Annotated in this window: 21 protein-coding genes and 1 pseudogene; 16 read left to right on the top strand and 6 right to left on the bottom strand. The window is 71.4% G+C overall.

Translation table 11 applies throughout. The features are described from left to right. Positions 1 to 17 precede the first annotated feature (17 nt). The gene (locus ACWDX6_RS15575; RefSeq protein WP_451485474.1) at positions 18 to 518 is read left to right on the top strand and encodes an NUDIX domain-containing protein; all 501 of its coding nucleotides are present in this window, start codon (positions 18 to 20) and stop codon (positions 516 to 518) included. 70 nt (positions 519 to 588) lie between these two features. On the opposite strand, the pseudogene ACWDX6_RS15580 reads toward ACWDX6_RS15575, so the two are convergent. Further along, positions 589 to 779 (bottom strand): annotated as a pseudogene (locus ACWDX6_RS15580) (AMIN-like domain-containing (lipo)protein); the annotation flags it as partial. Between the two features lie 30 nt (positions 780 to 809). On the opposite strand from ACWDX6_RS15580, the gene ACWDX6_RS15585 reads away from it, so the two are divergent. From ACWDX6_RS15585 to ACWDX6_RS15600, 4 genes are all read left to right on the top strand, one after another. After that, entirely contained in the window at positions 810 to 1,301 is a 492-nt protein-coding gene (locus tag ACWDX6_RS15585; RefSeq protein WP_451485475.1) for a DUF6629 family protein, read from the top strand. After that, positions 1,298 to 1,531, top strand: a complete 234-nt coding sequence (locus tag ACWDX6_RS15590) for a hypothetical protein (protein ID WP_451485476.1) — start codon at positions 1,298 to 1,300, stop codon at positions 1,529 to 1,531. Before ACWDX6_RS15585 ends, ACWDX6_RS15590 begins: the two co-directional genes overlap by 4 nt. A gap of 108 nt (positions 1,532 to 1,639) precedes the next feature. Then, entirely contained in the window at positions 1,640 to 2,137 is a 498-nt protein-coding gene (locus ACWDX6_RS15595; protein ID WP_451485477.1) for a peptidylprolyl isomerase, read from the top strand. A 292-nt stretch (positions 2,138 to 2,429) separates the two neighbouring features. Continuing rightward, on the top strand, positions 2,430 to 3,575 hold the full coding sequence (locus tag ACWDX6_RS15600; protein ID WP_451485478.1) for an epoxide hydrolase family protein: 1,146 nt from the start codon (positions 2,430 to 2,432) through the stop codon (positions 3,573 to 3,575). Positions 3,576 to 3,625: 50 nt separating this feature from the next. Here ACWDX6_RS15600 and ACWDX6_RS15605 read toward each other — a convergent pair whose 3' ends face one another. Together ACWDX6_RS15605 and ACWDX6_RS15610 are read right to left on the bottom strand one after the other, a co-directional pair. Continuing rightward, the gene (locus ACWDX6_RS15605) at positions 3,626 to 3,877 is read right to left on the bottom strand and encodes a type B 50S ribosomal protein L31 (RefSeq protein WP_451485479.1); all 252 of its coding nucleotides are present in this window, start codon (positions 3,875 to 3,877) and stop codon (positions 3,626 to 3,628) included. Positions 3,878 to 3,977: 100 nt separating this feature from the next. Next, positions 3,978 to 6,551 carry a SpoIIE family protein phosphatase gene (locus ACWDX6_RS15610; RefSeq protein ID WP_451485480.1) on the bottom strand — a complete coding sequence of 858 codons (2,574 nt, stop codon included), beginning with the start codon at positions 6,549 to 6,551 and terminating at the stop codon, positions 3,978 to 3,980. A 110-nt stretch (positions 6,552 to 6,661) separates the two neighbouring features. Here ACWDX6_RS15610 and ACWDX6_RS15615 point away from each other — a divergent pair, with 110 nt between their 5' ends. Further along, a complete protein-coding gene (locus ACWDX6_RS15615) occupies positions 6,662 to 6,934 on the top strand; it encodes a hypothetical protein (protein ID WP_451485481.1) in 273 nt (90 codons plus the stop codon). A gap of 51 nt (positions 6,935 to 6,985) precedes the next feature. Here the strand turns inward: ACWDX6_RS15615 and ACWDX6_RS15620 are convergent, their stop codons facing one another. After that, positions 6,986 to 7,312, bottom strand: coding sequence for a cupin domain-containing protein (locus ACWDX6_RS15620; protein ID WP_451485482.1), 327 nt, complete (start codon positions 7,310 to 7,312; stop codon positions 6,986 to 6,988). A gap of 130 nt (positions 7,313 to 7,442) precedes the next feature. On the opposite strand from ACWDX6_RS15620, the gene ACWDX6_RS15625 reads away from it, so the two are divergent. From ACWDX6_RS15625 to ACWDX6_RS15635, 3 genes are all read left to right on the top strand, one after another. Beyond that, positions 7,443 to 8,333, top strand: coding sequence for a hypothetical protein (locus tag ACWDX6_RS15625; RefSeq protein ID WP_451485483.1), 891 nt, complete (start codon positions 7,443 to 7,445; stop codon positions 8,331 to 8,333). 58 nt (positions 8,334 to 8,391) lie between these two features. Beyond that, on the top strand, positions 8,392 to 8,658 hold the full coding sequence (locus tag ACWDX6_RS15630) for a hypothetical protein (RefSeq protein ID WP_403290376.1): 267 nt from the start codon (positions 8,392 to 8,394) through the stop codon (positions 8,656 to 8,658). A 218-nt stretch (positions 8,659 to 8,876) separates the two neighbouring features. Continuing rightward, entirely contained in the window at positions 8,877 to 9,917 is a 1,041-nt protein-coding gene (locus ACWDX6_RS15635) for a LacI family DNA-binding transcriptional regulator (RefSeq protein ID WP_451485484.1), read from the top strand. 69 nt (positions 9,918 to 9,986) lie between these two features. On the opposite strand, the gene ACWDX6_RS15640 is transcribed toward ACWDX6_RS15635, so the two are convergent. Further along, positions 9,987 to 11,738, bottom strand: a complete 1,752-nt coding sequence (locus tag ACWDX6_RS15640) for a glycoside hydrolase family 6 protein (protein WP_451485485.1) — start codon at positions 11,736 to 11,738, stop codon at positions 9,987 to 9,989. A gap of 14 nt (positions 11,739 to 11,752) precedes the next feature. Then, complete coding sequence (locus tag ACWDX6_RS15645; RefSeq protein WP_451485486.1) at positions 11,753 to 13,297, bottom strand: cellulase family glycosylhydrolase; 1,545 nt, start codon at positions 13,295 to 13,297, stop codon at positions 11,753 to 11,755. A 264-nt stretch (positions 13,298 to 13,561) separates the two neighbouring features. Between ACWDX6_RS15645 and ACWDX6_RS15650 the strand changes: the two genes are divergently transcribed. From ACWDX6_RS15650 to ACWDX6_RS15680, 7 genes are all read left to right on the top strand, one after another. Further along, positions 13,562 to 16,471, top strand: coding sequence for a glycoside hydrolase family 48 protein (locus ACWDX6_RS15650; RefSeq protein ID WP_451485487.1), 2,910 nt, complete (start codon positions 13,562 to 13,564; stop codon positions 16,469 to 16,471). A 200-nt stretch (positions 16,472 to 16,671) separates the two neighbouring features. Continuing rightward, positions 16,672 to 16,989: an L-rhamnose mutarotase gene (locus ACWDX6_RS15655; protein ID WP_451485488.1), complete on the top strand. Its 318-nt coding sequence runs from the start codon at positions 16,672 to 16,674 to the stop codon at positions 16,987 to 16,989. A gap of 118 nt (positions 16,990 to 17,107) precedes the next feature. Continuing rightward, positions 17,108 to 18,391: an ABC transporter substrate-binding protein gene (locus ACWDX6_RS15660; protein WP_451485489.1), complete on the top strand. Its 1,284-nt coding sequence runs from the start codon at positions 17,108 to 17,110 to the stop codon at positions 18,389 to 18,391. 11 nt (positions 18,392 to 18,402) lie between these two features. Next, positions 18,403 to 19,386, top strand: coding sequence for a carbohydrate ABC transporter permease (locus ACWDX6_RS15665; protein WP_451485490.1), 984 nt, complete (start codon positions 18,403 to 18,405; stop codon positions 19,384 to 19,386). Continuing rightward, positions 19,383 to 20,234 (top strand): carbohydrate ABC transporter permease, encoded by an 852-nt coding sequence (locus tag ACWDX6_RS15670; protein WP_451485491.1) that lies wholly within the window; start codon positions 19,383 to 19,385, stop codon positions 20,232 to 20,234. Before ACWDX6_RS15665 ends, ACWDX6_RS15670 begins: the two co-directional genes overlap by 4 nt. A gap of 4 nt (positions 20,235 to 20,238) precedes the next feature. Next, a complete protein-coding gene (locus ACWDX6_RS15675; RefSeq protein WP_451485492.1) occupies positions 20,239 to 20,811 on the top strand; it encodes a hypothetical protein in 573 nt (190 codons plus the stop codon). Between the two features lie 72 nt (positions 20,812 to 20,883). Then, the gene (locus tag ACWDX6_RS15680) at positions 20,884 to 23,631 is read left to right on the top strand and encodes an exo-rhamnogalacturonan lyase family protein (protein WP_451485493.1); all 2,748 of its coding nucleotides are present in this window, start codon (positions 20,884 to 20,886) and stop codon (positions 23,629 to 23,631) included. Positions 23,632 to 23,646 lie beyond the last annotated feature (15 nt).

Below are 23,646 nucleotides of genomic sequence, written 5' to 3' on the forward strand. Positions count from 1 at the left end.
GAGAGAGAGCCCCCCCCATGGCGAACACCTGGCTGCCGCCCGCCGAGTACATCGCGACGCTGCCGAGAGCGACGGCGTACGCCTGCCTGTACTTCACCGACACCGACGGCCGGCCCTTCCAGCTGCGCGCCACGTACCGGACCGAGCTGTGGCAGTGGCCGGGCGGGAACATGGACCCGGGGGAGACGCCGTGGGAGACGGCGGTGCGCGAATGCCACGAGGAGACCGGCATCGTCTTCGAGGGGAAACCGAAGCTGCTGGGGACCCACTTCGTCCGCGACCGGGGCGAGGAGTGGCCGGCCAACCACATCGGGTTCATCTTCGACGGCGGGGTCCTGACGCCCGAACAGATCGACGCCGTCGTGCTCGACCCCGACGAGCACAGCGAGTTCAGCGTCCGCACCCTCGCCGAGTGGGAGCGGGAGATGGCTCCCCGGAACTTCGCGCGCCTCGCCGAGATCGACCGGGCCCGCCGCCTGGGGACGACCGTGTACGTGGAGACCGGCGCGGACGTCTGAACCGCCCGGACGCTTGAACCCCGGCGTCCGGGCCGGCGGGCGGGGCCGGCCCCGTCGCGGCGGTCGCCGTTCAGGCCGGGCAGCCGGCCGGACGGCTGACGTCGAGCACGAAGCGCTCGGGCGAGTCGAGTGGAGCCTGAACGTCTTGTAGGCGGGCTTGGTGTCGAAGGCCGCTCCGATGGTCACCACGCCCTCGAAGTCGCCGGTGAGGGCGACCCCCTTGAGCGTGGGCAGAGAGATCTTCACGAGCCGGGGTCCCTTGTCGGCGCCCACCAGGTCGTCGAGTCCGTCGTGTGGCGCGCGGGCGGCGGTACCGGCCCGGCCACCCTCGCCTGGGCGGTGATCGCCCTGCCGCTGCTGGCGCTCTGGGTGCCGCTCGGGGCCCTGACCGCCGCCGCGCCCGCGCACCGCGGGCGTCTTGTGGTGCCGGTCGCCGCCGGAGCGCTCACCGCCGCCGTCCTCGCCCACCGCCTGGCCGGCGGCCGGCCCGTCGCTGCCGAGGTCCGCGGCCGCACCCTCGGCTACGTTCTCGACCTGCCGTACGCGTTCCCGGTGATCGCGGGCTATCTCCTGGCCACGGTCGGGGCGCTGCTGCTCGCCCGCGACCGGCTGCTGCGTCTGCTCGGCGCCCTGACCGGGGTCGGAGCGGTCGTCTGCGTCCTGCTGTGGCGGACGGAGTTCGTCTCCACGTGGTGCGCGTTCGCCGCCGTGGCCTCGCTCCCTCTGTTCGCCTGGGTGCGAGGCCGTAACCCCGGGGCGCCTCGGCAGTTGACCAGGGCATGAAGAAGCGCAGCATGCTCGCCATCGCCTCCCTCGCCGCGGGTGTCGTCACGGCCCTCGTCAGCCCGCCGCCCCACGCGACCGCCGACACCGGCGCGGCGGGGCCCACCGGACTCCTCCAGAACGACACCGGTCTCGACACCCTGCTGGAGGAGACGGCCCCCGTCACCTCCGACGGCACCCTGGAGGCCCCCGGCATCCCGCAGGCGCCCGGCACCGGCCCGCTGGCGTAGCGACGACCCCGGATCCCCGGATCCCCGTACCCACGGCGGGGTACGGGGATCCGTCATGTGGCGGCAGCCCGTGCGCGGGCGGCCCCGCGAGAATGACAGGATGTCCCCATGAGCAACAACGTTTACTTCGACATCACCATCAACGACGAGCCGGCCGGCCGGATCGTCTTCAAGCTCTTCGACGACGTCGTCCCGAAGACGGCGAGGAACTTCCGTGAGCTCGCCACCGGCGAGCACGGCTTCGGCTACGCCGGCTCCCCGTTCCACCGCGTCATCCCGCAGTTCATGCTCCAGGGCGGTGACTTCACCAACGGCAACGGCACCGGCGGCAAGAGCATCTACGGCGAGAAGTTCGAGGACGAGAACTTCCAGCTCAAGCACGACCGTCCGTACCTGCTCTCGATGGCGAACGCGGGCCGCAACACCAACGGCTCCCAGTTCTTCATCACCACGATCGTGACCGACTGGCTCGACGGCAAGCACGTCGTCTTCGGCGAGGTCGTCGAGGGCCAGGACCTGGTCAAGAAGATCGAGTCCCTCGGCTCCCGCTCCGGTGCGACCAGCGCGAAGATCGCCGTGGGCGCCTCCGGCGTCGTCGAGGCCTGAGCGCCTTCCCTCGTACGCACACCGGCGCACCCCCGATGAGGGGGGCGCGCACGACCGCCCCTGCCGAGCACCAGGCAGGGGCGGTCCTCGTTCACCGCGGCACGGACGGCCCGTCGTCGTGGTCCGGATGCGCGCGACGTGCTGCCGCGTGTACGGTCACAAGACACGCCGAACCCGGGAGGTGAGACCCACATGGACGACCAGCAGCCTGTAGGGGCCCTCCTCGGTGCCGCGGCGGTCTGAGCCGCGCACAGGAGCGCCCGGCGCCCGAGTACTCCTGAGCGAAGGAACCATGACTGTCACGCCTTTCCGGATCTCCGTGTCCGACGACGTCCTGCACGACCTGCGGCACCGGCTCACCCGCACCCTCTACACCGAACCGTCCGATCCCACCCCGTGGGCCGCCGGCACCGACCCCGGCCATCTGCGGGAGCTCGTCTCCTACTGGGCGGACGGCTTCGACTGGGCCAAGGCCGAGACGCGACTCAACACCTATCCCCAGTACCTCGCCGACGTCGACGGGCGCCCCGTGCACTTCGTCCGTCTCCGCGGCCGGACCGCCGAGGGCGCCCCGGCGCCGCTCCCGCTGGTCCTGACCCACGGCTGGCCGAGCAGCTTCGTCGAGATGCTGCCCGTCGCCGAACTGCTCGCCGACCCGGCCGCGCACGGCGGTGACCCGGCCGACGCCTTCGACGTGATCGTTCCGTCGCTGCCCGGCTTCCTGTACTCGGCACCGCCGGCCCGGCCCTTCACCCGCCGCGGGGTCGCCGAGACCTGGCACACGCTGATGACCGAGACCCTCGGCCACGACCGGTTCGGCGCCTTCGGCGGCGACATCGGCGGCGGAGTGACACAGTGGCTCGGCGCCCTCCACCCCCGCGACGTCGTCGGCGTGCACATCACGTCCGCCGTCGTCACCGGCGACTTCGAGGCACAACCGCCCACCGCCGAGGAGCGCGCCTATCTCGACGCGCTCACCGCCTACGACGCCGGCGACCAGGGCTACAGCGAGATCATGTGCACCCGGCCCGACACCCTCGCCGCCGCCCTGCGCGACTCACCGGCCGGGCTCCTCGCCTGGATCGTCGACAAGTACCGGGACTGGAGCGACTGCGGCGGGGACGTGGAGTCCCGCTGGGACAGGGACACGCTGCTGACCGTCGCCACCCTGTACTGGGCGACGGGCTGCATCGGCTCGTCCTTCCGGCAGTACTACCACTACGCCCTCAACCAGCCCGTCCCGCCGGTCGAGGTCCCGGCCGCCGTCACCCTGAGCCATGAGCCGGCGTACGCGGACTTCCCCCGCAGCCTCGCGGAGCGCACGTTCCGCGATCTGCGCCACTGGAGCACCCCGGGCCGCGGCGGCCACTTCATGGCCCACGAGGAACCCGAACAGGTCGCCGCCGAACTGCGTGCCTTCTTCCGCCCGTTGAGGTGAGCCCGGAGCGGTGAGGGCGGAGCCCTGGAGCCCCCCGGCTGGAGCACGCTTCAGGAGGACTCCTCGCCGTAGCGGCGTTCGAACTTCGCGATCCGGCCCTCGGAGTCCACGGTGCGGGCCTTGCCCGTGTAGAACGGGTGGCTCTCCGAGGAGATCTCGACGTCGACGACGGGGTACGTCTTGCCGTCGTCCCACTCGATGGTCTGCTCGCTCGTCGCCGTGGACCGGGTCAGGAACGCGAACCCGGCGGAGCGGTCGCGGAAGACCACGGGGCCGTACTCCGGCTGCTTGTCCTGCTGCACATGTCCTCCTCGGGGGGCCTGCTGCTCGCCCCAGCCTCGCCGGATGCCGTCCCGCCGACCAGTGCCCGGCGCCGACCGGGTGACGCGTGGGGAGTGCCGTTCAGGGGTGCTCCGCCCAGCGGGCCGCCAGCAGGAGGGCGATGTCGTCCGGCCGGTCGGTGGCCCGTCGGGCGTCGCGGATCAGCCGGTCCGCGGTCTCGGCCAGCGGAATCGCGCCCGTGGCGGAGAGCGCGCGGCGCAGCTGTTCGATGCCCTCGTCGATGTCGTGGCCGGCCCGCTCCACGAGACCGTCGGTGAAGAGGGCGAGGACCGCGCCGGGATCCAGCCGGGCCTCGGTGACGGGGTACGACGCGTCGTCGTCGATGCCAAGCACCAGCCCGCCCGCGAGGTCCAGCACCTCCGTCGTACCGTCCGGGCGGCGCAGCAACGGCTGCGGATGCCCGGCCCGTACGGCCTGGATGGCGCCGGTCCGCGGATCGAGCACGATGTAGCAGCAGCTGGCGAACTGTCCCGGGTCGAGGGCGATCAGCAGCCGGTTGGTGCCCCGCAGGACCTCCTGCGGAGGGTGGCCGCCGATGGCGAACGCCCGCACCGCGCTGCGGAGTTGGCCCATCGTGGCGGCGGCGGCGACCCCATGGCCCTGCACGTCGCCGACCACCAGCGCCAGCAGCCCGTCCGGTGACTCGATCACGTCGTACCAGTCACCGCCCACGTCCATGCCCTGTGTACCGGGGAGATACCGCGCCACCGTGTCCACGCGGTCGAGCACCGGCAGCCGGTGCGGGAGGAGGGCGTCCTGCAGGCCGCGGGCCAGCGCCGACTCGGAGTCGTACCGGCGGGCCCGCTCCAGCGCTTGCGCGATGAGACCGGCGAGGGCCGTCAGCACGGTGCGCTCCTCCGGGCTGAAGCCCCGCGGCCGGTCGAAGCCGAGGATGCACGAGCCGACGGGCCGGCCCGAGGCGATCAGCGGGAGAAAGGCCCGCGCTCCCGTGTGCGAGTCCAGCGGAAGCCCCGGGTAGGCCGCGCCGAGCTGCTCCATCGACTCGTAGAACAGGGGCCGGCCGGTCGTGAGCGTCTCGACGCCCGGCAACCGTGCGTCGAGACCGACCCCGTCGAACGGCTCCAGGAACCCGGGCGGGAAACCTGTCTCCCAGGCCAGATAGAGATGGCGCTCGCTCAGCAGGTAGATCGCCAGCTGGCGGCCGCCGAACGCGGGCAGCAGCTCGTCGGTGACCACCGCCGACACCTGGCGGGCCGTCACGGCCTCGGTGAGCGCGATGGCCAGTGCCACCGGCCGGTACAGCGCGGACGCCCGGTCCGCCGGTGAGCCGAATCCCATGTCCGGCTTGCTCACGGAGGCGGGCCGGTAGGCGGGGTCCTCCTCGGGGAGCAGCAGCAGCGTCACCCCGTCGTGGCCGGGGTAGAGCGAGACCGAGAGCCACTCCCGTTCCGCGGGGTGGGCCAGGAAGTGGACCGGTTCCTCCGCCAGCAGCGCCGCCCGGAGCTGTTCCTCGTGGGCGGGCCTGCCGAACCACGGGAAGACCTCCGTCAGCGGCCGCCCGGCCAGCGCGGCGCGGGGCCGCCCCACCAGGTCCTCGGTGCGGTGGTTGACGTAGGTGATCCGCCCGAGACGGTCGATCGCGAGGACGGCCCGGGGGAGGCGGTCGGTGGGGTCGGAGCCGACGAGACCGGTGCCGAGGTCGACGAGCGAGCCGGTCAGCCGCCCACCGCGGCGCCCGTGGTCAGGTCCGCCGTCCGGTCCGTGGCCGGGTCCGTCGTCCGGTCCGTGGCCGGGTCCGTCGCGTGGTCGGACACGGGGGGCGGCGCGGGCGGAGACCTCCAGCAGATGCAGTCCGCCGTCGGGCCCTCTGAGCCGGATCCTGCGCGCCACCGGCGCCCCCGACTCGGCCGCCCGGCGGGCTATCGTCCACAGCGCGTAGGTGTCCTCCGGCGCGAGGCGGGCCGTGAGGGCCTCGATGGTCCCGGGGAACGGCGCGTCGCCGCCGAGGATCGCCCGCAGGCCGTCGTCGGCGATCACCCTTCCGGATTCCAGGTCCCAGTCGAAGTAGCCGATCCGTATCGGCGGCGTACCGGCCGACGGCAGCTGGACGCACACCGGCTCGCCGGGCCACTCGACCGTCGTGCCGTCCGCCGCCAGTTCGCCGAGCGCCTCCCCGAGCTGTCGAGCCTCCTGGAGCATCCGCCGGCGGTCCCGCGCGTCGACGGGAATCCCCGGGGCCCGCATGACCACCAGGACGCCGAACCGTTCACGACCGCTGATCACCGGCGCGTAGTGGGAGGCGAAAGGGAACGGGAGACTCGCCACGAGCTGCGGGAACAGCCGCATCGCCTCGTCGACGTCGGACAGGTGCACCGGCTGGGACGAGCGGTACGCCTCCGCCACGGGGAAGGGGCGGTTCACATGCATCCGCCACCAGGGCCGGAACAGGGAGCCGGGCAGCCCGGCGAGGAGCGCGAGCCGCAGCAGACCAGGGGTACCGGAGCGCAGATAGACGCCGCCCGCGTACCCGCCGAGCGCCTCGATCGTCCGCAGAGCGGCCTCGGCCAGCGTCAGCGGCAGCACGCCCAGCGGCTGCCCGCCGGCGTCCGCTCTCCGGGCCGTGTCCCCGGTGCCGGCCGACACCCCGGGGCGGGCCGCGCCGTGCGACGTCACACTGCCAGGATGCTCCCCGGCGCGGGGGCGCCGCATCTCGGGCGTCCGGGGCACCGTCGGCGAGCATGCCGTGAGGGAACATGGAGGGCGACAGCACGGAAGGCGGGGCCATGGACGTGAGCGTCATGACAGCGGTGGTCGCCGCGGCGGCGCTCGTGTGCCGGGCGGCCCTCCTGGAGTGGCGTGAACCGGGCGCCGGGCGGCGGATGGGGGCCTTCCTCACCGACCGGCGGGCCCTCGCGGCCGGGCTGGTCACGGCGGTCCTCCTCGGCGCCGCCGGGTGGTCCCGCGCCGGGTTCGCCGCCGTCGCCTGGGCCGCTCTCGCCGGGGTCCTGGTGGCATCCCTGACGGCCGGCAGGCGCGGGCCCGAGAACCACCCGTGACGGCTGCGCAGCGTCGGCCGGGGAGACCGGCTGCCGGGCGGCAGGCGGGGCTCAGGCGTCCTTGAGCTCGATCTCCACGAAGCTCAGGCCCGCCTCGCCGACGTTGACGACGTCGTGTTCGGCGCCGGCCGGACGCGCGTAGGACTCGCCCGCCACCAGCTGTGAGCGGGTCACCGAGCCGTCGGGGGCGTACGCGCCGATGGTGCCGTCGGTGACCGGGACGACGACGTAGTCGTACGCGTGCACATGGCGGCCCGTACGGGTCCCCGGCTCGAAGTCCCACCGAGTGACCCGGACCCGCTCGTCGTCGTGCTGCACGGTCGCTCGGGCGGTGGGCGCCTGCGGCCCCGGAGTAGGTTCTGGTCCTGAGATCGACATGGACGAGGAGTACCACGCATGCGGGCCGACGACCCGCTCGACCCTCCCGCTTCGGCGGCGAGCGGGAAACCCTGCGGGCCGGCTGGTACGTCGGAGCGCGAGCGCCCGGCGGATGCACGACAGTGGTGGCGTGGACGTGGATGTGGAAGCCGTCGCCTCGGAGCTCTACGGGCTGGTGCCGGCGGAATTCACCGCCGCCAGGAACAGCCACGTCGCCCGGGCCCGTGAGGCCGGTGACGCGGAGGCGGCCCGGCGGATCGGCGGGCTGCGGAAACCGACGCTCGGGGCCTGGGCCTCGACTCTTCTCGTACGGCACAGGCCCGAGGAGACCGAGCAGCTCCTCCGACTCGGGCACGCCCTGCGCGAGGCTCACCGCAACCTCGACGGAGCCAGGCTGAGGGAGCTCGGCCACCGGCAGCACGCCGTCCTGGCGGCGCTCGCCCGCCAGGCGCGCGACCTCGCCGCCGAGGCCGGACAGCCGGTGGGCGACGGCGTCGTGCGGGAGGTCGAGGAGATCCTGCGCACGGTGCTCACCGACGAGCGGGTGGCCGGGCAGTGGGCCACCGGAGTCCTGGAAAGAGCGCCGGCGGCGAGCGTCGGCTTCATCGGACTCGAGCCGGGGCCGACCGCCGTACTCACCCCTCCGAAGAGCGGCGGCACCACCGCCCGGAAGGACCAACCCGAGGTACGGGAGCAGGAGAGAAGGGACCGGGAGAAGAGGGATCGGGAGAAGGAGGAGCGGGAGAAGCAGCGGAAGGAGGCGGTCGCGGCGGCTCGGCGCGAGACGGAACGCCGTGACAGGGAGCTTCGGAAGGCGGAGGAGGCCCGGGACGGAGCCGGTCGGCGCCTGGCGCAGGCGGAGGACCGCCTCGCCGATCTGGAGCGACGGCGGCGGGAGGCGGAGCGGTCACGGGACCAGGCCCGCGAGGACGCCGAAGCGGCCGCACTCCGCGCACTCGAGGCCGGACGGGCGGCGAGGGCCGCTCGGGAAACGCTGGAGCGCCTGTCAGGCTCCGGCTGAGCGAGGCGGCCGGTCGGCGGCCGGGCGAGTGTCAGTGGTGGATGCGATGCTGCCGGGTATGGACGAGCTGATGAGAGGCCGCGTGTACGGCGCCGACCACGACGACCCCGACCCGGGGCCCAGGCCGGGGCACGACTACCGGGAGCTGGTGGCCGGTCCGTTGGACGGACTGCTCCTGGACGTCACCGGCTGGACGCCGGAGCAGCTCCGGGAGGGAGCCGCCCTGGCCACCGAGATAGGCACGTACGGGCCCGGCGGCCGCGCCCAGTACGGTCCGCGCGACGGCGACCCGCTGCGCTGGGACTGGGAAGGCGACATCCGCTGAACGCGCAAGACGGTCGGCGGGCGGCCCGGACGCCCCGGCGGGAACACCCTGTCCCGGGATGAATCGTTTTAGACGGTGAAACGGCTCGGCTCGCGGCTCAGCGGGCGCTGTTCGGCTCAGTACCAGGAGCAGCGTCCGGCCCGCCGAGAAACACCCGTTGATACGATCCAATCCGCATTCGGGCGGCGGTGGCACGTGAAGGGGACGGGACGCTCCAGGTGAGGCGTACGGCAGGCGGCGGCGGGCAGGGTGCCGGGATCAAGGACGTGGCCCGGGAGGCGGGTGTCTCGGTCGGCACGGTCTCCAACGTGATCAACCGGCCCGACCGCGTCTCCGAGCGCACACGCCGCCATGTGCAGGACGTGATCGCGCGTCTCGGCTATGTGCGCAGCGAGTCGGCACGCCAGCTGAGGGCCGGACGCAGCCGCATCCTCGCGCTTCTCGTGCTCGACATGGGCAACCCGTTCTTCGTCGACCTGGCCCGTGGGGCCGAGCGTTCGGCCCGCGCGGCCGGGCTCAGCGTCATGGTCTGCAACAGCGACCAGAGCCCCGAGGCCGAGGCCGAGTACCTCTCCCTCTTCGCCGAACAGCGCGTACACGGCGTCCTGGTCACACCGGCCGACCCCAGCGGCGACAACCTCCGCGAGTTCCGGCGGCACGGCATTCCCTTCGTCCTGGTGGACCGGGTGGCCGGCGGCCCCTCCGAGTGCTCCGTCTCGGTGGACGACGTGGCGGGCGGCGCGCTGGCCGTCCGTCATCTCGTCTCCCTCGGCCACTCCTCGATCGCCTACGTCAGCGGGCCGCCGCATCTCCACCAGGTCCGCGACCGGCGCACCGGAGCGCTGAACGCCCTGGCCGAGGCCGGGCTGCCGCCGCACGCCCTGCACGAGATCGTCGCCGACCGGCTCGACGTGAACGCCGGCCGCGACGCGGGCGCGCGGCTCCTGGGGACGGCACGGCGTCCCACCGCCGTCTTCTGCGCCAACGACCTGCTCGCGCTCGGCGTGCTGCAGTCGATGTACGCGGCGGGGGTCAAGGTCCCCGAGGACATCGCCCTCGTGGGATACGACGACATCGAGTTCGCCGCCGCGGCGGCCGTTCCGCTGACATCGGTCCGGCAGCCCGCCGCGACGCTGGGCACCCTGGCCACCGAACTGCTCCTGGAGGAGGCCGGGGACACCGATGCCGTGCACCGGCACCGGCAGGTCGTGCTCCAGCCCGAGCTGGTGGTCCGCGGATCGACCCTCCATCCGCGCTGACCGTGGCCGGGGACCGGCCGGAACCGGAGTTCCGGCCGGCCCCCGGCGCGCGTCACGGACAGGCGTCCGTCACAGCGCGGGGTGGGCGTTCTTCAGCAGCTCCTGGAACTGGGCGGAGAACCACTGGCCCGAGATGGGCGCGTCCGGCAGCGCGCCCGACATGCTGTTGCCGTTCCGCGGGTTGCCCGTGTACGTCGGGTCGCACATCCGGTCGAAGCCCTTGCCCTCGTTGTTCGGGATCTCCTTGCTGGAACCGTCCGACTCGCCCGGAGGCTTCATCCACACGTACGCGTCGATGCCCGCCGCCGGAGCCGCCTTGGGCCGTTCGCCGAGCCCCGCGCCCGCCTGGTTGCACCAGTTGCCGAGGTGGATGCGCCGGTCGTAACGGCCGCCGTTGACATACGTGTCGACCGACGTCCGCGCGCCGGGCGCGCTGGGCCGGGCGGTGCCGCCCCAGCCGTTGCGAGAGGTGTCGATCAGCATGCCGAGACCGGAGTCGAAGCCGAGGGACACCAGCTTGGCGCGCATCGCCTGGGCGTACGACAGCTCGTCGACGTATCGGTTCCAGTCGACCCACTTCGACTGGCGCACGGAGACGCCGTTCACACTGTCGTCGATGGTGAAGTGGTCCTCCTTCAGCGCGCTGTAGTTGGCGGTGTTGACGATGAAGCCGTGCACCTTGGAGACCGTGGAGCCCTCGGCGGTCGCGGCCTGCTTGAACAGTTCGGCGGAGGCGCCGAAGTTGTCGTCCCAGCCGAGCCAGCCGTGGTGGCCCGCGTCCACGTAGTTGTAGACGTTGGCGATCGAGCCCAGCTTGTTCAGCGCGTAGCCGACGCCCTTGACGTAGTTGCCGTTGGCCTTCATCACGTCGCAGTTGGCGGTGGCCGTGGGCCGTCCGGAGACGTTGGTGACGAGGTTCGGCAGCGAGTCGATCTCGACCGTGGTGACGATCCGCAGGCCCGCGTACTTCGGGTCGGCGAGGATCGCCGCGATCGGATCGATGTACTGGGTCTTGTACCGGTCGATCTCGGTCGGGCCGAGCTCGCCGTTGGAGGCGAGGGCGGCGCAGTCGCGACCCGGCAGGTTGTAGATCACCAGCTGGACGACGAGCTCACCGGAGCCCTTCTGCGTCAGGGCCTCGTCGAGGTGGTCGCGCAGCCCCATGCCGCCGTTCACACCCCCGATGGCGGCGATGCGGTCGAGCCAGACGCCGGTGGGCTGGTTCGAGACCCTGCTGCCGCCGGGCTCGGCGGCGGCCTTCGCGGACCACTCCGGGTTCACGTACACCTTGGCGCCGGCGTACGGGTTGTCGGCCTTGCCACCGGCCGGCGGCGGGGTGGTCGGAGGCGTCGTGGGCGGCGTGGTCGGCGGTGTCGTCGGCGGCTGGGTCGCGCCGTTGCAGGTCACGCCGTTGAGCGTGAAGGACGCGGGGAGGGCGTTGGTCCCGCTGTAGGAGCCGTTGAACCCGAAGGAGGTGGAACCACCCGTCGTCAGGCTTCCGTTGTAGGAGAGGTTCCTGGCGGTCACGGCGGCGCCGGACTGCGTGATCGTGGCGTTCCAGCCCTGGGTGACCTTCTGGTCACCGGCGTAGGACCACTCCAGCGTCCAGGCGCTGAGCGGGTCACCGGTGTTGGTGACCACGACATTGGCTCCGAAGCCGGTGCTCCACTGGTTGGTGATCTGGTACTCGACCTTGCAGCCGGCGGCGGCTGCCCCGGCGGTGGACGTCATGACGGTGGCCGTGGCGCCCGTGGCGGTGATCAGGCCGAGGGCCGCCAGAAGGGCGGTACGGCTCGTGGTGCGGCTCGTTGTGCGGCTCATTTCGGGGATGCCTCTCAGTTCAGGGCGCGCAGATGGTCGCGCAGCCCGATGCCGAATGCGGTGGGTGTGCCGTCGTACGAGGTGATCAGGGCCGGACCCGAGGAGCAGTTCCAGGTGTTCCACGTCCAGCCGAGATACGACAGGGAGCGGTCGTCGAACCACTTCATGACGCGGTCGATGAAGGCGTGACCGCAGGTGTTCTCGCCTATCTCGCCCGCGACCAGGGGGACCCTGGCGGCGACGGGAGCGAGGGTGCTGTCCCAACAGGCCTCGTTGGAGCAGGTGTTGAAGTTGTACACGTGCCAGGCCGCGGCGAGATTGCCGGTGGGATCGGTGGGGGCGTGGGCGAGCCACTGGCTGAGGTCGTTGGAGTACGCGATGCCGGGGACGAGGACGAGATTGCGGGCCCCGGTCGCGCGGACCGCGTCCAGCAGGTCCTGCATGCCGGCGACCTCGTAGCCGATGCCCGGGCAGGTGCCGCCGTCGCGCCAGCACGTCCATGCCTGCGCCGCGGTGGAGGTCGCCCGGTCCGGATAGGGCTCGTTGAAGAGGTCGAAGACCACCCGGCGGTCGCTCTTGAAGGTGTCGGCGACCGACTTCCAGAAGGCCGGTGTGTACTGCGCGTTCGGCATCGGCTTCTGGCAGGAGGCGTGGACGTCCGAGCAGCCCGCCGAGTTGCCGGTGTACTGGCCGTACGTCCAGTGGAGTTCGACGATCGGCGTCATACCGTGCGCCAGGACGCGGCCGACCAGGTCCTTGACGGCGTTGACGTAGTTCGCGCCCCGGTACTCGGGCTTGATGTTGGACAGGCCCAGCCAGCACTCCTCGTTGAGCGGGATACGGACGGTGTTGGCCTTCCAGTCCGCGATGGCACGGACCGAGGCGTCGTCGACCGGGCCGTCGAAGATGCCGTGGCCCTGTACACACATGAACTCGCCGCCGGAGCGGTTGACGCCGAGGAGCCGGCGGGTGGCGCCGTTCTGGTCGACGAGCCGGTTTCCGGCCACGCTCAGCTCGGGCGCACCGCCGACCGGGTCCGGTGGGTCGGTCGGATCGGTGGGCGTCGGTGTGGGTGTCGGGGTCGGGGTCGGGGTCGGGGTGGGTGTCGGAGTGGGTGTCGGGGTCGGGCCGGGGCCGGAGGCGATGTCGCACGCGGTGCCGTTGAGCGTGAAGGCCGTGGGCGCGGTGTTCGTGCCCGACCAGGACGCGATGAAGCCGGCCGTGACGCTCGCGCCCGTGGCGAGCGAACCGTTCCAGTTCTCGTTGACGGCCGTGACCTTCGTCCCGGCCTGGGACCACTTCCCGCCCCAGCCCTGGCTGACGCGCTGACCGGCCGGGAAGTCGAAGCCGAGACTCCAGCCGCTCAGCGCGGTGCTGTTGTTGGTGACGGTGACGGATCCCTGGAAGCCGCCGGACCACTGGCCGACGACCGAGTACGCCACCGTGCACACCGGTGCGGCCGCTGCTCCGGAGGCCGTACCGACCACGGCGAAAGCGGTGCCCGCCATGGTGAGCGCCGCTCCGGCGAGCAGCGCGGACAGACGTGGGGGATGTCGCATGAGCGACTCCTTGCAGCGAGGGCGCGTCTCTGACGACGCGCCGACTGACGGAATCGCTCCCACTGGTGGGCCCAGACCGTAGCGGCAACCGGCGCCAAGCAACAGAGGAGTTGAAGAAGTTTCTGGTCGAATGTGTTCGATTCTTCGGGCACCTTGACGCCCTCGCGTCCCGTCTGCACAGTGGGAGCGCTCCCACTGGTTCAGAGAATGTGCCCTTCTTCTCCGCACGCCCCCACCTCCCCGAGCCGCGAGGAGAACCACCGCATGCCACCACGCCGGCCCCGCAGACGACGCGGCCTACTGGCCGCGCTTGCCGCAGCCCTGTCCCTACCCCTCGGAATGACCGCCGTCGGCACCACCGCCCACGCCGCGGCGGTGCAGTGCAGCGTGGACTACAAGACCAACGACTGGGGATCCGGCTTCACCGCCGAGCTGACCCTCACCAACCGCGCCACCACCCCGCTGGACGGCTGGACACTGACGTACGACCAGACCGGCGACCAGAAGCTGACCAACGGCTGGAACGGCACCTGGTCCCAGTCCGGCAGGACCGTCACCGTCACCCACGCCGCCTGGAACAGGACCGTCGCCGCCGGAGCGGCCGTCACCACCGGTGCCCAGTTCGGCTACACCGGGACCAACGCCGCGCCCACCGCCTTCGCCGTCAACGGCACGCCGTGCGCCGGAGCCCACCAGCCACCGGTCGCCGTGCTCACCAGCCCGGCCGCAGGAGCGGTCTTCACCCAGGGCGACCCCGTCCCGCTGGCCGCCACCGCGGCCGCCGCCGACGGCGCGAGCGTCGGCAAGGTGGAGTTCTACAGCGACACCACCCTGCTCGGCACGGACACCACCGCGCCGTTCACGTTCAGCGCGACCGGCCTCGCGGCCGGCGCCCACTCCCTCTACGCCAAGGCGTACGACAGCATGGGCGCCTCCGGCGAATCGGCCCCGGTGGGCATCACCGTCGCCGCCGGTCCCGCCCTCGTCGCCACGCCCGCCCAGCTCGGGGTCCGCCAGGGAACCACCGGCACCTTCGACCTGAAGCTCTCCACCCGGCCGGCGGGCGATGTCACCGTCGCCGTCACGCGCACCTCCGGCAACGCCGGCCTCACCGTCAGCACGGGCGGGCGGCTCACCTTCACCCCGGCGAACTGGAACACCGCCCAGAAGGTGACCGTCGCCGCGGCGGCCACCGGCACCGGCTCGGCCGTCTTCACCGCGACCGCCCCCGGCCACACCAAGGCCGAGGTCACCGTCGCCCAACTGGCCGCCGACTCCACGTACGACGCCCGCTTCCTCGACCTCCACGGGAAGATCACGAACCCGGCCAACGGCTACTTCTCACCCGAGGGCATTCCGTACCACTCGGTGGAGACCCTGATCGTCGAGGCCCCGGACCACGGCCACCAGACGACCTCGGAGGCGTACAGCTATCTGATCTGGCTCCAGGCGATGTACGGCAAGATCACCGGCGACTGGACCAAGTTCAACGGCGCCTGGGACATCATGGAGAAGTACATGATCCCCACCCACGCCGACCAGCCGACGACCGGTACCTACAACGCCTCCAAGCCCGCCACCTACGCGCCCGAGCACGATCTGCCGTCGCAGTACCCGGCGCGGCTGGACTCCGGCGTCACGGCCGGCTCCGACCCGATCGCCGGCGAGCTGAAGAGCACGTACGGCACGGACGACATCTACGGCATGCACTGGCTCCAGGACGTCGACAACGTCTACGGCTTCGGCAACGAGCCCGGGAAGTGCTCCGCGGGACCGGCGGCGACCGGACCCTCGTACATCAACACCTTCCAGCGCGGACCGCAGGAGTCCGTCTGGGAGACCGTCACCCACCCCACCTGCGACAACTTCCGCTACGGCGGGAAGAACGGCTATCTCGACCTCTTCACCGGGGACGCCTCCTACGCCAAGCAGTGGAAGTTCACCAACGCCCCCGACGCCGACGCCCGCGCCGTCCAGGCCGCCTACTGGGCCGACATCTGGGCCAAGGAGCAGGGCAAGGGCGCCCAGGTCACGGCCACCGTCTCCAAGGCGGCCAAGATGGGTGACTACCTGCGCTACGCCATGTTCGACAAGTACTTCAAGAAGTCCGGGAACTGCGTCGGGCCGACCGCCTGCCCCGCCGGCAACGGCAAGGACAGCGCGCACTACCTGATGTCCTGGTACTACGCCTGGGGCGGCGCGACCGACACCGCCGCCGGCTGGTCGTGGCGGATCGGCTCCAGCCACGCCCACGGCGGCTACCAGAACCCGCTCGCCGCCTATGCCCTGAGCGAGTACGCCCCGCTCAAGCCCAAGTCGGCCACCGGCGCGGCGGACTGGGCGACCAGCCTCGACCGTCAACTGGAGTTCTACCGCTGGCTCCAGTCCTCCGAGGGCGCCATCGCGGGCGGCGCCACCAACAGCTGGCAGGGCCGCTACGCCACCCCGCCGGCCGGCACCCCCACCTTCCACGGCCTGTTCTACGACGAGAAGCCGGTCTACCACGACCCGGCGTCCAACCAGTGGTTCGGCTTCCAGGCCTGGTCGATGGAGCGGGTGGCGGAGTACTACCGGCAGACCGGTGACACGGCCGCCAAGACCGTCCTCGACAAGTGGGTCGCCTGGGCCCTGTCGAAGACCACGGTCAACCCCGACGGCACCTACCGGATCCCCTCCACGCTCCGGTGGTCCGGCGCCCCCGACACCTGGAACGCCGCGAACCCCGGCGCCAACGCGGGCCTGCACGTCACCGTCACCGACTACACCGACGACGTCGGCGTGGCCGCCGCCTACGCCAAGACCCTGACGTACTACGCCGCCAAGTCCGGCCATACCGAGGCCAAGCGGGTCGCCAAGGCACTCCTCGACGGCATGTGGGCCCACCACCAGGACCCGCTGGGCATCGCCGTCCCGGAGACCCGCGCGGACTACAACCGCTTCGACGACCCCGTGTACGTGCCGAGCGGCTGGACCGGCACCATGCCGAACGGTGACACGGTGAACTCCTCGTCCACCTTCTCCTCGATCCGCTCCTTCTACCAGGACGACCCGGCCTGGCCGAAGATCGAGGCCTATCTGGCGGGCGGCACCGCCCCCGTCTTCACCTACCACCGGTTCTGGGCCCAGGCGGACATCGCCCTGGCCATGGGCTCGTACGCGGAGCTGCTCGAGTAGCAGCCGCCCCGCCAGGAGCCGGCTCCGCGTACGACAGGGCCGGACGGACCCGCTTTACGGGGCCCGTCCGGCCCTTGCGCGTGGGAGTTCCTCCGCCTTACGGTCCTGTTCGAGGAAGCGAGTGCAGTTCGATATATCGAACAACCCTCCTTTCTTGAATCCATTCAGCAGGGCGGTCGCCCTCCCGGACGGAAGGCGCCATGCGACGCGTCTGTTTTCTGCTCAAGGTCCGCGCCGACCGGCTGGACGAGTACCGCGCCCAGCACCGGGCCGTCTGGCCCGAGATGCTCGACGCCCTGACCGCCGCCGGCTGGCGCAACTACTCCCTCTTCCTGCGGGAGGACGGACTTCTGGTCGGCTATCTGGAGACCGAGGATTTCGAGGCCGCCCGCGCCGCCATGGCGGCCACCGGGGTCAACGCGCGCTGGCAGACGCGGATGGCGCCGTTCTTCGAGGCGCTCGACGGCGCTCCGGACGCCTCCATGGTGCCGCTGACCGAGGTCTTCCACCTCGACTGAGCCGCTTCCGCGAGAAGCGCCCCGACGGATCCTGTCCGAACCGTTGACGTCCGGCCCGGCCGTCTTTACGTTGTGCCAGCAAGCGCTTTCTTGGAACGTTTCAATCGCAGGAGGAACGGTGCGTACTCAAGGGACGGTCGACCGGCGGGGAGTGCTCAAGCTCGCGGGTGGCTCACTGGCCGCTCTCGGCCTGACCGCCGCGGGCTGTGGCAGCGGTGGCGGCTCCGGCGACGGGACCGTCACCATCCGGTACGCCTGGTGGGGTTCGGACGACCGTGCCAAGCGCATCAACCAGTCGATCGCGCTCTTCGAGGAGAAGTACCCGAAGATCAAGGTCAAGACGGACTTCCAGCCCTACCTCGACTTCTGGAAGAAGTTCAACACCCAGGCATCGGGCGGCAATCCGCCAGACGTCTTCCAGAACGCGGTCGGTTTCCTGCGGAAGTACGACGAGAAGAACGTCCTGCTCGACCTGAGCGGGCAGGTGAAGGCCGGGAACCTGCGCATGGACGGTTTCCGGGCCGGCCTGGAGAAGTTCGGCGAGATCGACGGCAGGCTGCTCGGCGTCCCCGTCGGCAGCAACTCCATGGCGCTCGTCATCGACCAGGCCGTCTTCGAGAAGGCCCGCGTCACCCCGCGCCCCGGCTGGACCTGGGACGAGTTCCACGCCGCCCTCGCCACGATCCGCGACACCCAGGGCCGGGCCGGCGACAGCGGCATGTACGGCGTGATGTACCTCTACGACCTCCATCTGCGCCAGCACGGCAAGGCGTTCTTCACCGACAAGGGACTCGGCTTCACCGAGGGCGACCTCACCGACTGGTGGACCAAGGGGTACGCCGGGGTGAGGGCGGGCCTCTACTCCGACCCGAAGCGGGTGGCGCAGGTCAAGCCGAAGTCCGCCGTCGCCGCCGAGCTCGCCGCCTCCGAGTTCACCTGGGACAACTTCACCATCCGCTACACCTCGGAGGGCAAGAGCCGGTACGGCCTCGCGCCCATCCCGACGACCGACGGCAAGCGGACCGGGCAGTACCTCGGCTCGCTGATGCTCAGCGGCTCCAAGCGCACCAAGCACCCCGCGGAAGTGGCCCAGTTCATCGACTTCATGGTCCACGACCCCGAGGTCGCCAAGGTCATGGGCTTCGACCGAGGTGTTCCGGCCACCACGGCGCAGTACGAGGCCTTCAAGCCGTCGGACCCGGTCGCCCAGCAGATCGCGGCGTACGAGAAGCAGCTCGTCGACACCCGCGTCCTGGAGACGATCACCCCGCACCCGGCCGGCGCCGATGTCTGCGAGGCGGCCTTCCTGCGCCTCGCGGAGGAGATGGCCCTCGGCAAGCGGTCGGTGGGGGACGCGGTGAAGCAGTACTTCACCGAGTGCGCGACGGCGCTCGGCTCCTGATGGGCCCCGCCATGACACAGGTACCTTCGGCGTCGCCGGAGGCGGAGCCCGCCGGGCCGCGCCTCGCCGCCGCCACGGCTCCCGCCCCGCCGGGCGCGGGCCGCCGGGCGCGACGCGAGAACCTCGCCGGCTATCTCTTCATGTCCCCGTGGATCGCCGGCTTCCTGCTGCTGACCGCGGGACCGATGGTCGCCTCGCTCTACTTCGCCTTCACCGACTACAACCTCTTCGACGCTCCGCGCTGGGTCGGCCTGCGGAACTTCACCGACATGTTCGCCGACCCACGCTGGCGGACCTCGGTGGAGGTGACGAGCTGGTACGTGATCGTCGGTACGCCGCTGAAGCTGGCCGCCGCGCTCGGTGTGGCCCTGCTCCTCAACCAGAGCCGGCGGGGCCAGGGCTTCTACCGGGCGGCCTTCTACGCGCCCTCGCTCATCGGCGCCAGCGTCTCCGTCGCCATCGTCTGGCGCGCCCTCTTCTCGGACGATGCCGTCGTCGACCGGACCCAGCAGCTGTTCGGCCTGGACGCGGGCGGCTGGATCGGTGACCCGGACCGCATCGTCTACAGCCTGGTGGCGCTCACCGTCTGGCAGTTCGGCGCGCCGATGGTGATCTTCCTGGCGGGTCTCAAGCAGGTGCCGCGCGAGCTGTACGAGGCGGCGGAGATGGACGGCGCCGGCGCCTGGCGGCGGTTCTGGCACATCACCCTGCCGATGATCTCGCCGGTGCTCTTCTTCAACGTGCTCCTGGAGACCATCCACTCCTTCCAGATCTTCGGCTCCGCCTACATCCTCGGCGGCCAGGGCAACGCCTGCGGACCGGCCGACGCGACGCTCGTCTACACCTGTTACCTCTACATCCAGGGCTTCGAGAACAGCCGGATGGGCTTCGCCTCGGCGATGGCCTGGATGCTGCTGCTCGCCGTCGGTCTGGTGACGGCGGTGCTGTTCTGGTCCCAGCGGCGCTGGGTGCACTACGAGGAGGCCTCCCGATGACGATGACAGGCGTATCGCGGAGTACGGGCTCGGTCGCCTGGCACGTGGGGGCGCTCGCCGTCCTCGCGGTCGTGCTCTATCCGGTGGTGTGGGTGATCGGCGGCTCGTTCAAGCCGAACGACGAGATCGTCGGCAGTCTGGAGCTGTTCCCCACCGATCCGATCGTGGAGAACTACAGCAGGCTCGCCGACGGCATCGCCGACATCCCGATCTCGACCTTCTTCACCAACTCCCTCCTGCTCGCCGTCGGTTCGGTGGTCGGCGTGCTCTTCTCCTGCTCGCTGGCGGCGTACGCCTTCGCCCGGATCGGTTTCGCCGGGCGCGGCATCCTGTTCGCCGTCATGATCGGCACGCTGCTGCTGCCGTACCACGTGCTGCTCATCCCGCAGTACGTGCTGTTCCAGAAGCTCGAACTCATCAACACCTACACGCCGTTGCTGCTCGGCAAGTACCTGGCGACGGACGCCTTCTTCGTCTTCCTGATGATGCAGTTCATGCGGAACCTGCCCAAGGAGCTGGACGAGGCCGCGCGGCTGGACGGCTGCGGGCATCTGCGGATCTACTGGTCGATCGTGCTGCCGCTGTGCCGGCCGGCGTTGATCACCAGCGCGATCTTCACCTTCATCAACGCGTGGAACGACTTCATGGGGCCGCTGATCTACCTCAACGAGCCGGAGAAGTACACCGTCTCGCTCGGTCTGAAGATGTTCGTCGACCAGGACGGTGTGGCCAACTACGGCGGCATGATCGCCATGTCGCTGGTGGCGCTGCTGCCGGTGCTGCTCTTCTTCCTGGCCTTCCAGCGATATCTGATCGACGGTATGGCCACCTCGGGACTCAAGGGCTGAGGGGATGCTCAAGCCGCGGACACTGGCCGGGTTCGGCGTCTTCGCCGAGTGCCTTCTCGTGGGGGTGTGGATCGCGGTCGCGTCCCTGCCGCTGGTCACCCTGCCGGCGGCGCTGGCCGCCGGCGCGGCGCATCTGCGCCACTGGACCGGGGGAGAGGAGAGCGGGTGGCGGCGGTTCGCCGCCGACCTGCGGTCCGCGGCCCGGCGCGGCTGGCTCGTGGGTCTCGCCGGGTGGGCCGCCCTCGGCCTGGTGTGGCTCGATCTCGCGATCGTACGGGCGGGACTTCCGGGCGGGCCCGTCGTGGGCGCGATCGGGGTGCTGGCGGCGATCGGCCTCGTCGTCACGGTGCTGCGGGCCGGTGCGGCCTGGCGGCCGGGAGCGTCGTGGCGGACGCTGCTGCCCGCCGCGGCCCGCCGCACCGTCCGCGACCCGGCCGGCTCGCTCCTGGTCGTCTGCGGCTTCGCCGTGATCGCGGCCTCCGCCTGGTTCGCGGCCCCCCTGGCCGCCCCGGCGCTCGGCATGCTCGTCGCCTCGACCCTGGCGATCGAACACCGCACCACGACGACGACCCCCTGACGCCGGGCCCGGGCCCGGGGGACCGGGGCGGGTCGTCCCGGTCGTATGTCATGCACATGGAAAGGAAGCCCGATGTCCTCGATTCCCCGCAGGTCCCTCCTCAAGGCCGCCGCCGTCGCCGGGGCCGCCGCGCAGTTCAGCTGGGCGCTCGGGCGCGGCAGCGCCCAGGCCGCGCCCGCCGCCGGAACGCCCGCCGCCGACCGGCCCGTCTCCGTCGGCTGGCTGGAGGGCGGCGGGCTCGGCGCCGCGCCCGGGTCCACGTTCGGCGTGCCGTGGCCCAAGGGCGTCCACCCCGCCGACCGCACCTTCGCGCTCACCACCGCCGACGGCGAGGAGGTCCCCGTACAGACGTGGACCACGGCCCGCTGGCCCGACGGCTCGCTCAAGTGGACCGCGCACGCCGTCGGCCCCCAGGCCGCCGGGGCGGAGCGGTTCACCCTCGCCCCCGGCACCCCCGCCGCCACCACCTCGCGGATCACCGTCACCGAGACCGGCCGCCGCATCACCGTCGACACCGGCACGATCAGGGCGGTCGTCTCCCGAGACGGCGAGAAGCTCGTCGAGTCCGTGACCCGCGACGGGGTGAAGATCGCCACCGACGGGCGGCTCGTCCTGCTGCGCCAGAGCGACCTCGACGACGGCGACCAGGGCAACGCCAAGTGGGAGCGGTTCGACGGCGAGATCAGCGCCGCCACCGTCGAACAGCGCGGCCCCGTCCGTGCCGTGGTCCGCATCGACGGCAAGCACCGTAAGGGAAGCCGCAGTTGGCTTCCCTTCAGCGTCCGCCTCTACTTCTACGCCGGCGCCGACTCCTTCCGGATGGTGCACACCATCACCTACGACGGCGACCAGCCCGCCGGGCAGAAGCAGGGGGACTTCATCCGCGGCCTCGGCGTCCGCTTCACCGTCCCGATGCGCGACGCCGCCTACGACCGCCACATCCGCATCGCCGGCCAGGACGCGGGCTTCCTCACCGAAGCCGTCCAGGGCATCACCGGTCTGCGCCGCGACCCCGGCGCCGCCGTCCGCAAGGCACAGGTCAGGGGAGAGAAGCTGCCCGACCCGGCCACCTGGGACCAGCGGGTCACCACCCGGCTCCCGTACATCCCCACCTGGGGCGACTACACCCTCTCCCAGCTCTCCGCCGACGGCTTCACCCTGCGCAAGCGCACCAAGCCCGGTCACGGCTGGATCCCCGCCGGCGGCGGCCGCCGGGCGAACGGTTTCGGATACGTCGGCGGGCCGAGCGGCGGATTCTCCTTCGGACTGCGCGACTTCTGGCAGAAGCATCCCGCCCAGCTCGACATCCGCGGCGCCGCCGGCGACGCCGCCGAAGTCACCCTCTGGCTCTGGTCACCCGAGGCCCAGCCCATGGACCTGCGCTTCTACCACGACGGCATGGGCCAGGACACCTTCCCCGAGCAGCTCGAAGGCCTCAACATCACGTACGAGGACTACGAGCCCGGCTTCGGCACCCCGTACGGCATCGCCCGCACCAGCGAGCTGATGTTCTGGGCCAACGCCTCCACTCCCACGGCAGAGACGCTCGTCGCCCAGGCCGCCGCCGTCCGCACCCCGCCCCAGCTCGCCGCGAGCCCCGAGGACCTGAGCCGCGCCGGAGTGTTCGGCGGCCTCTTCGCCCCCGTCGACCGCTCCACGCCCGCCAAGGCGACGATCGAGGACCACCTCGACTACCTCTTCACGTACTACAAGGACCAGGTCGAACAGCGCCGCTGGTACGGCTTCTGGGACTACGGCGACATCATGCACACCTACGACGAGGACCGGCACCAGTGGCGGTACGACGTCGGCGGCTACGCCTGGGACAACTCCGAACTCTCGCCCGACCTGTGGCTCTGGTACGCCTATCTGCGCTCCGGCCGCTCCGACATCTTCCGCTTCGCCGAGGCGATGACCCGCCACACCGGCGAGGTCGACGTCTACCACCTGGGCACCTGGGCCGGACTCGGCACCCGCCACGGCGTCCAGCACTTCGCCGACAGCGCCAAGCAGCAGCGCATCTCCACCGCCGTCTACCGCCGCCCCTACTACTACCTCACCGCCGACGAACGGGTCGGCGACCTGATGCACGCCCTCGTCGACTCCGACGAGACCTTCCTCGCCCTCGACCCCATCCGCAAGATCCGCACCGAGCCCTACACCCCCGACCGCCACGCCCTCTCCATCGGATTCGGCACCGACTGGAGCGGACTGGCCGCCGCCTGGCTCACCGAGTGGGAGCGCGGCGGCCCCAAGGCCGCCAAGGCCGAGGCCCGGCTGCGCTCCACCATGGAGACCATCGCCGCCCAGCCCAACGGATTCGTCCAGGGCACCGGCCTGTACGACCTCGACACCGGCCGGTTCGCCATCGCCTCCCAGCCCGCCGTCGGCGTCTCGCACCTCTCCGCCATGTTCGGGCTCGTCGAGATGTGCGCCGAGCTCATCGACCTCGTCGACATGCCGGAGTTCAAGGAGGCGTGGCTGGACTACTGCCGCTACTTCAACGCCTCCAAGACCGAACAGGCGGCACGCTACGGCAAGAACTTCGGCAATCTGCTCCTCTTCCAGGGCCACTCCCGCCAGGACGCCTACGCCGCCGCGCAGTTGAACGACGCCGCGCTCGCCAAGCGCGCCTGGGCGAAGTTCCACGCGAGCGACGGCTACACCTCGGCGATGGTCTGGGACAAGACCCCGGTCCAGGGCCCGGCAGCCCTGGAGCCCGGCTACGAACACCTCTGGATCAGTACCAACACCACCGCGCTGTTCGGACTCGCCGCCATCCAGAACCTCGCCCTCGTCGGCGACAGCCTGCCCGAGTAGCGAAGAGAGGCAAAC

Source organism: Streptomyces sp. NPDC003027, from assembly GCF_053591435.1.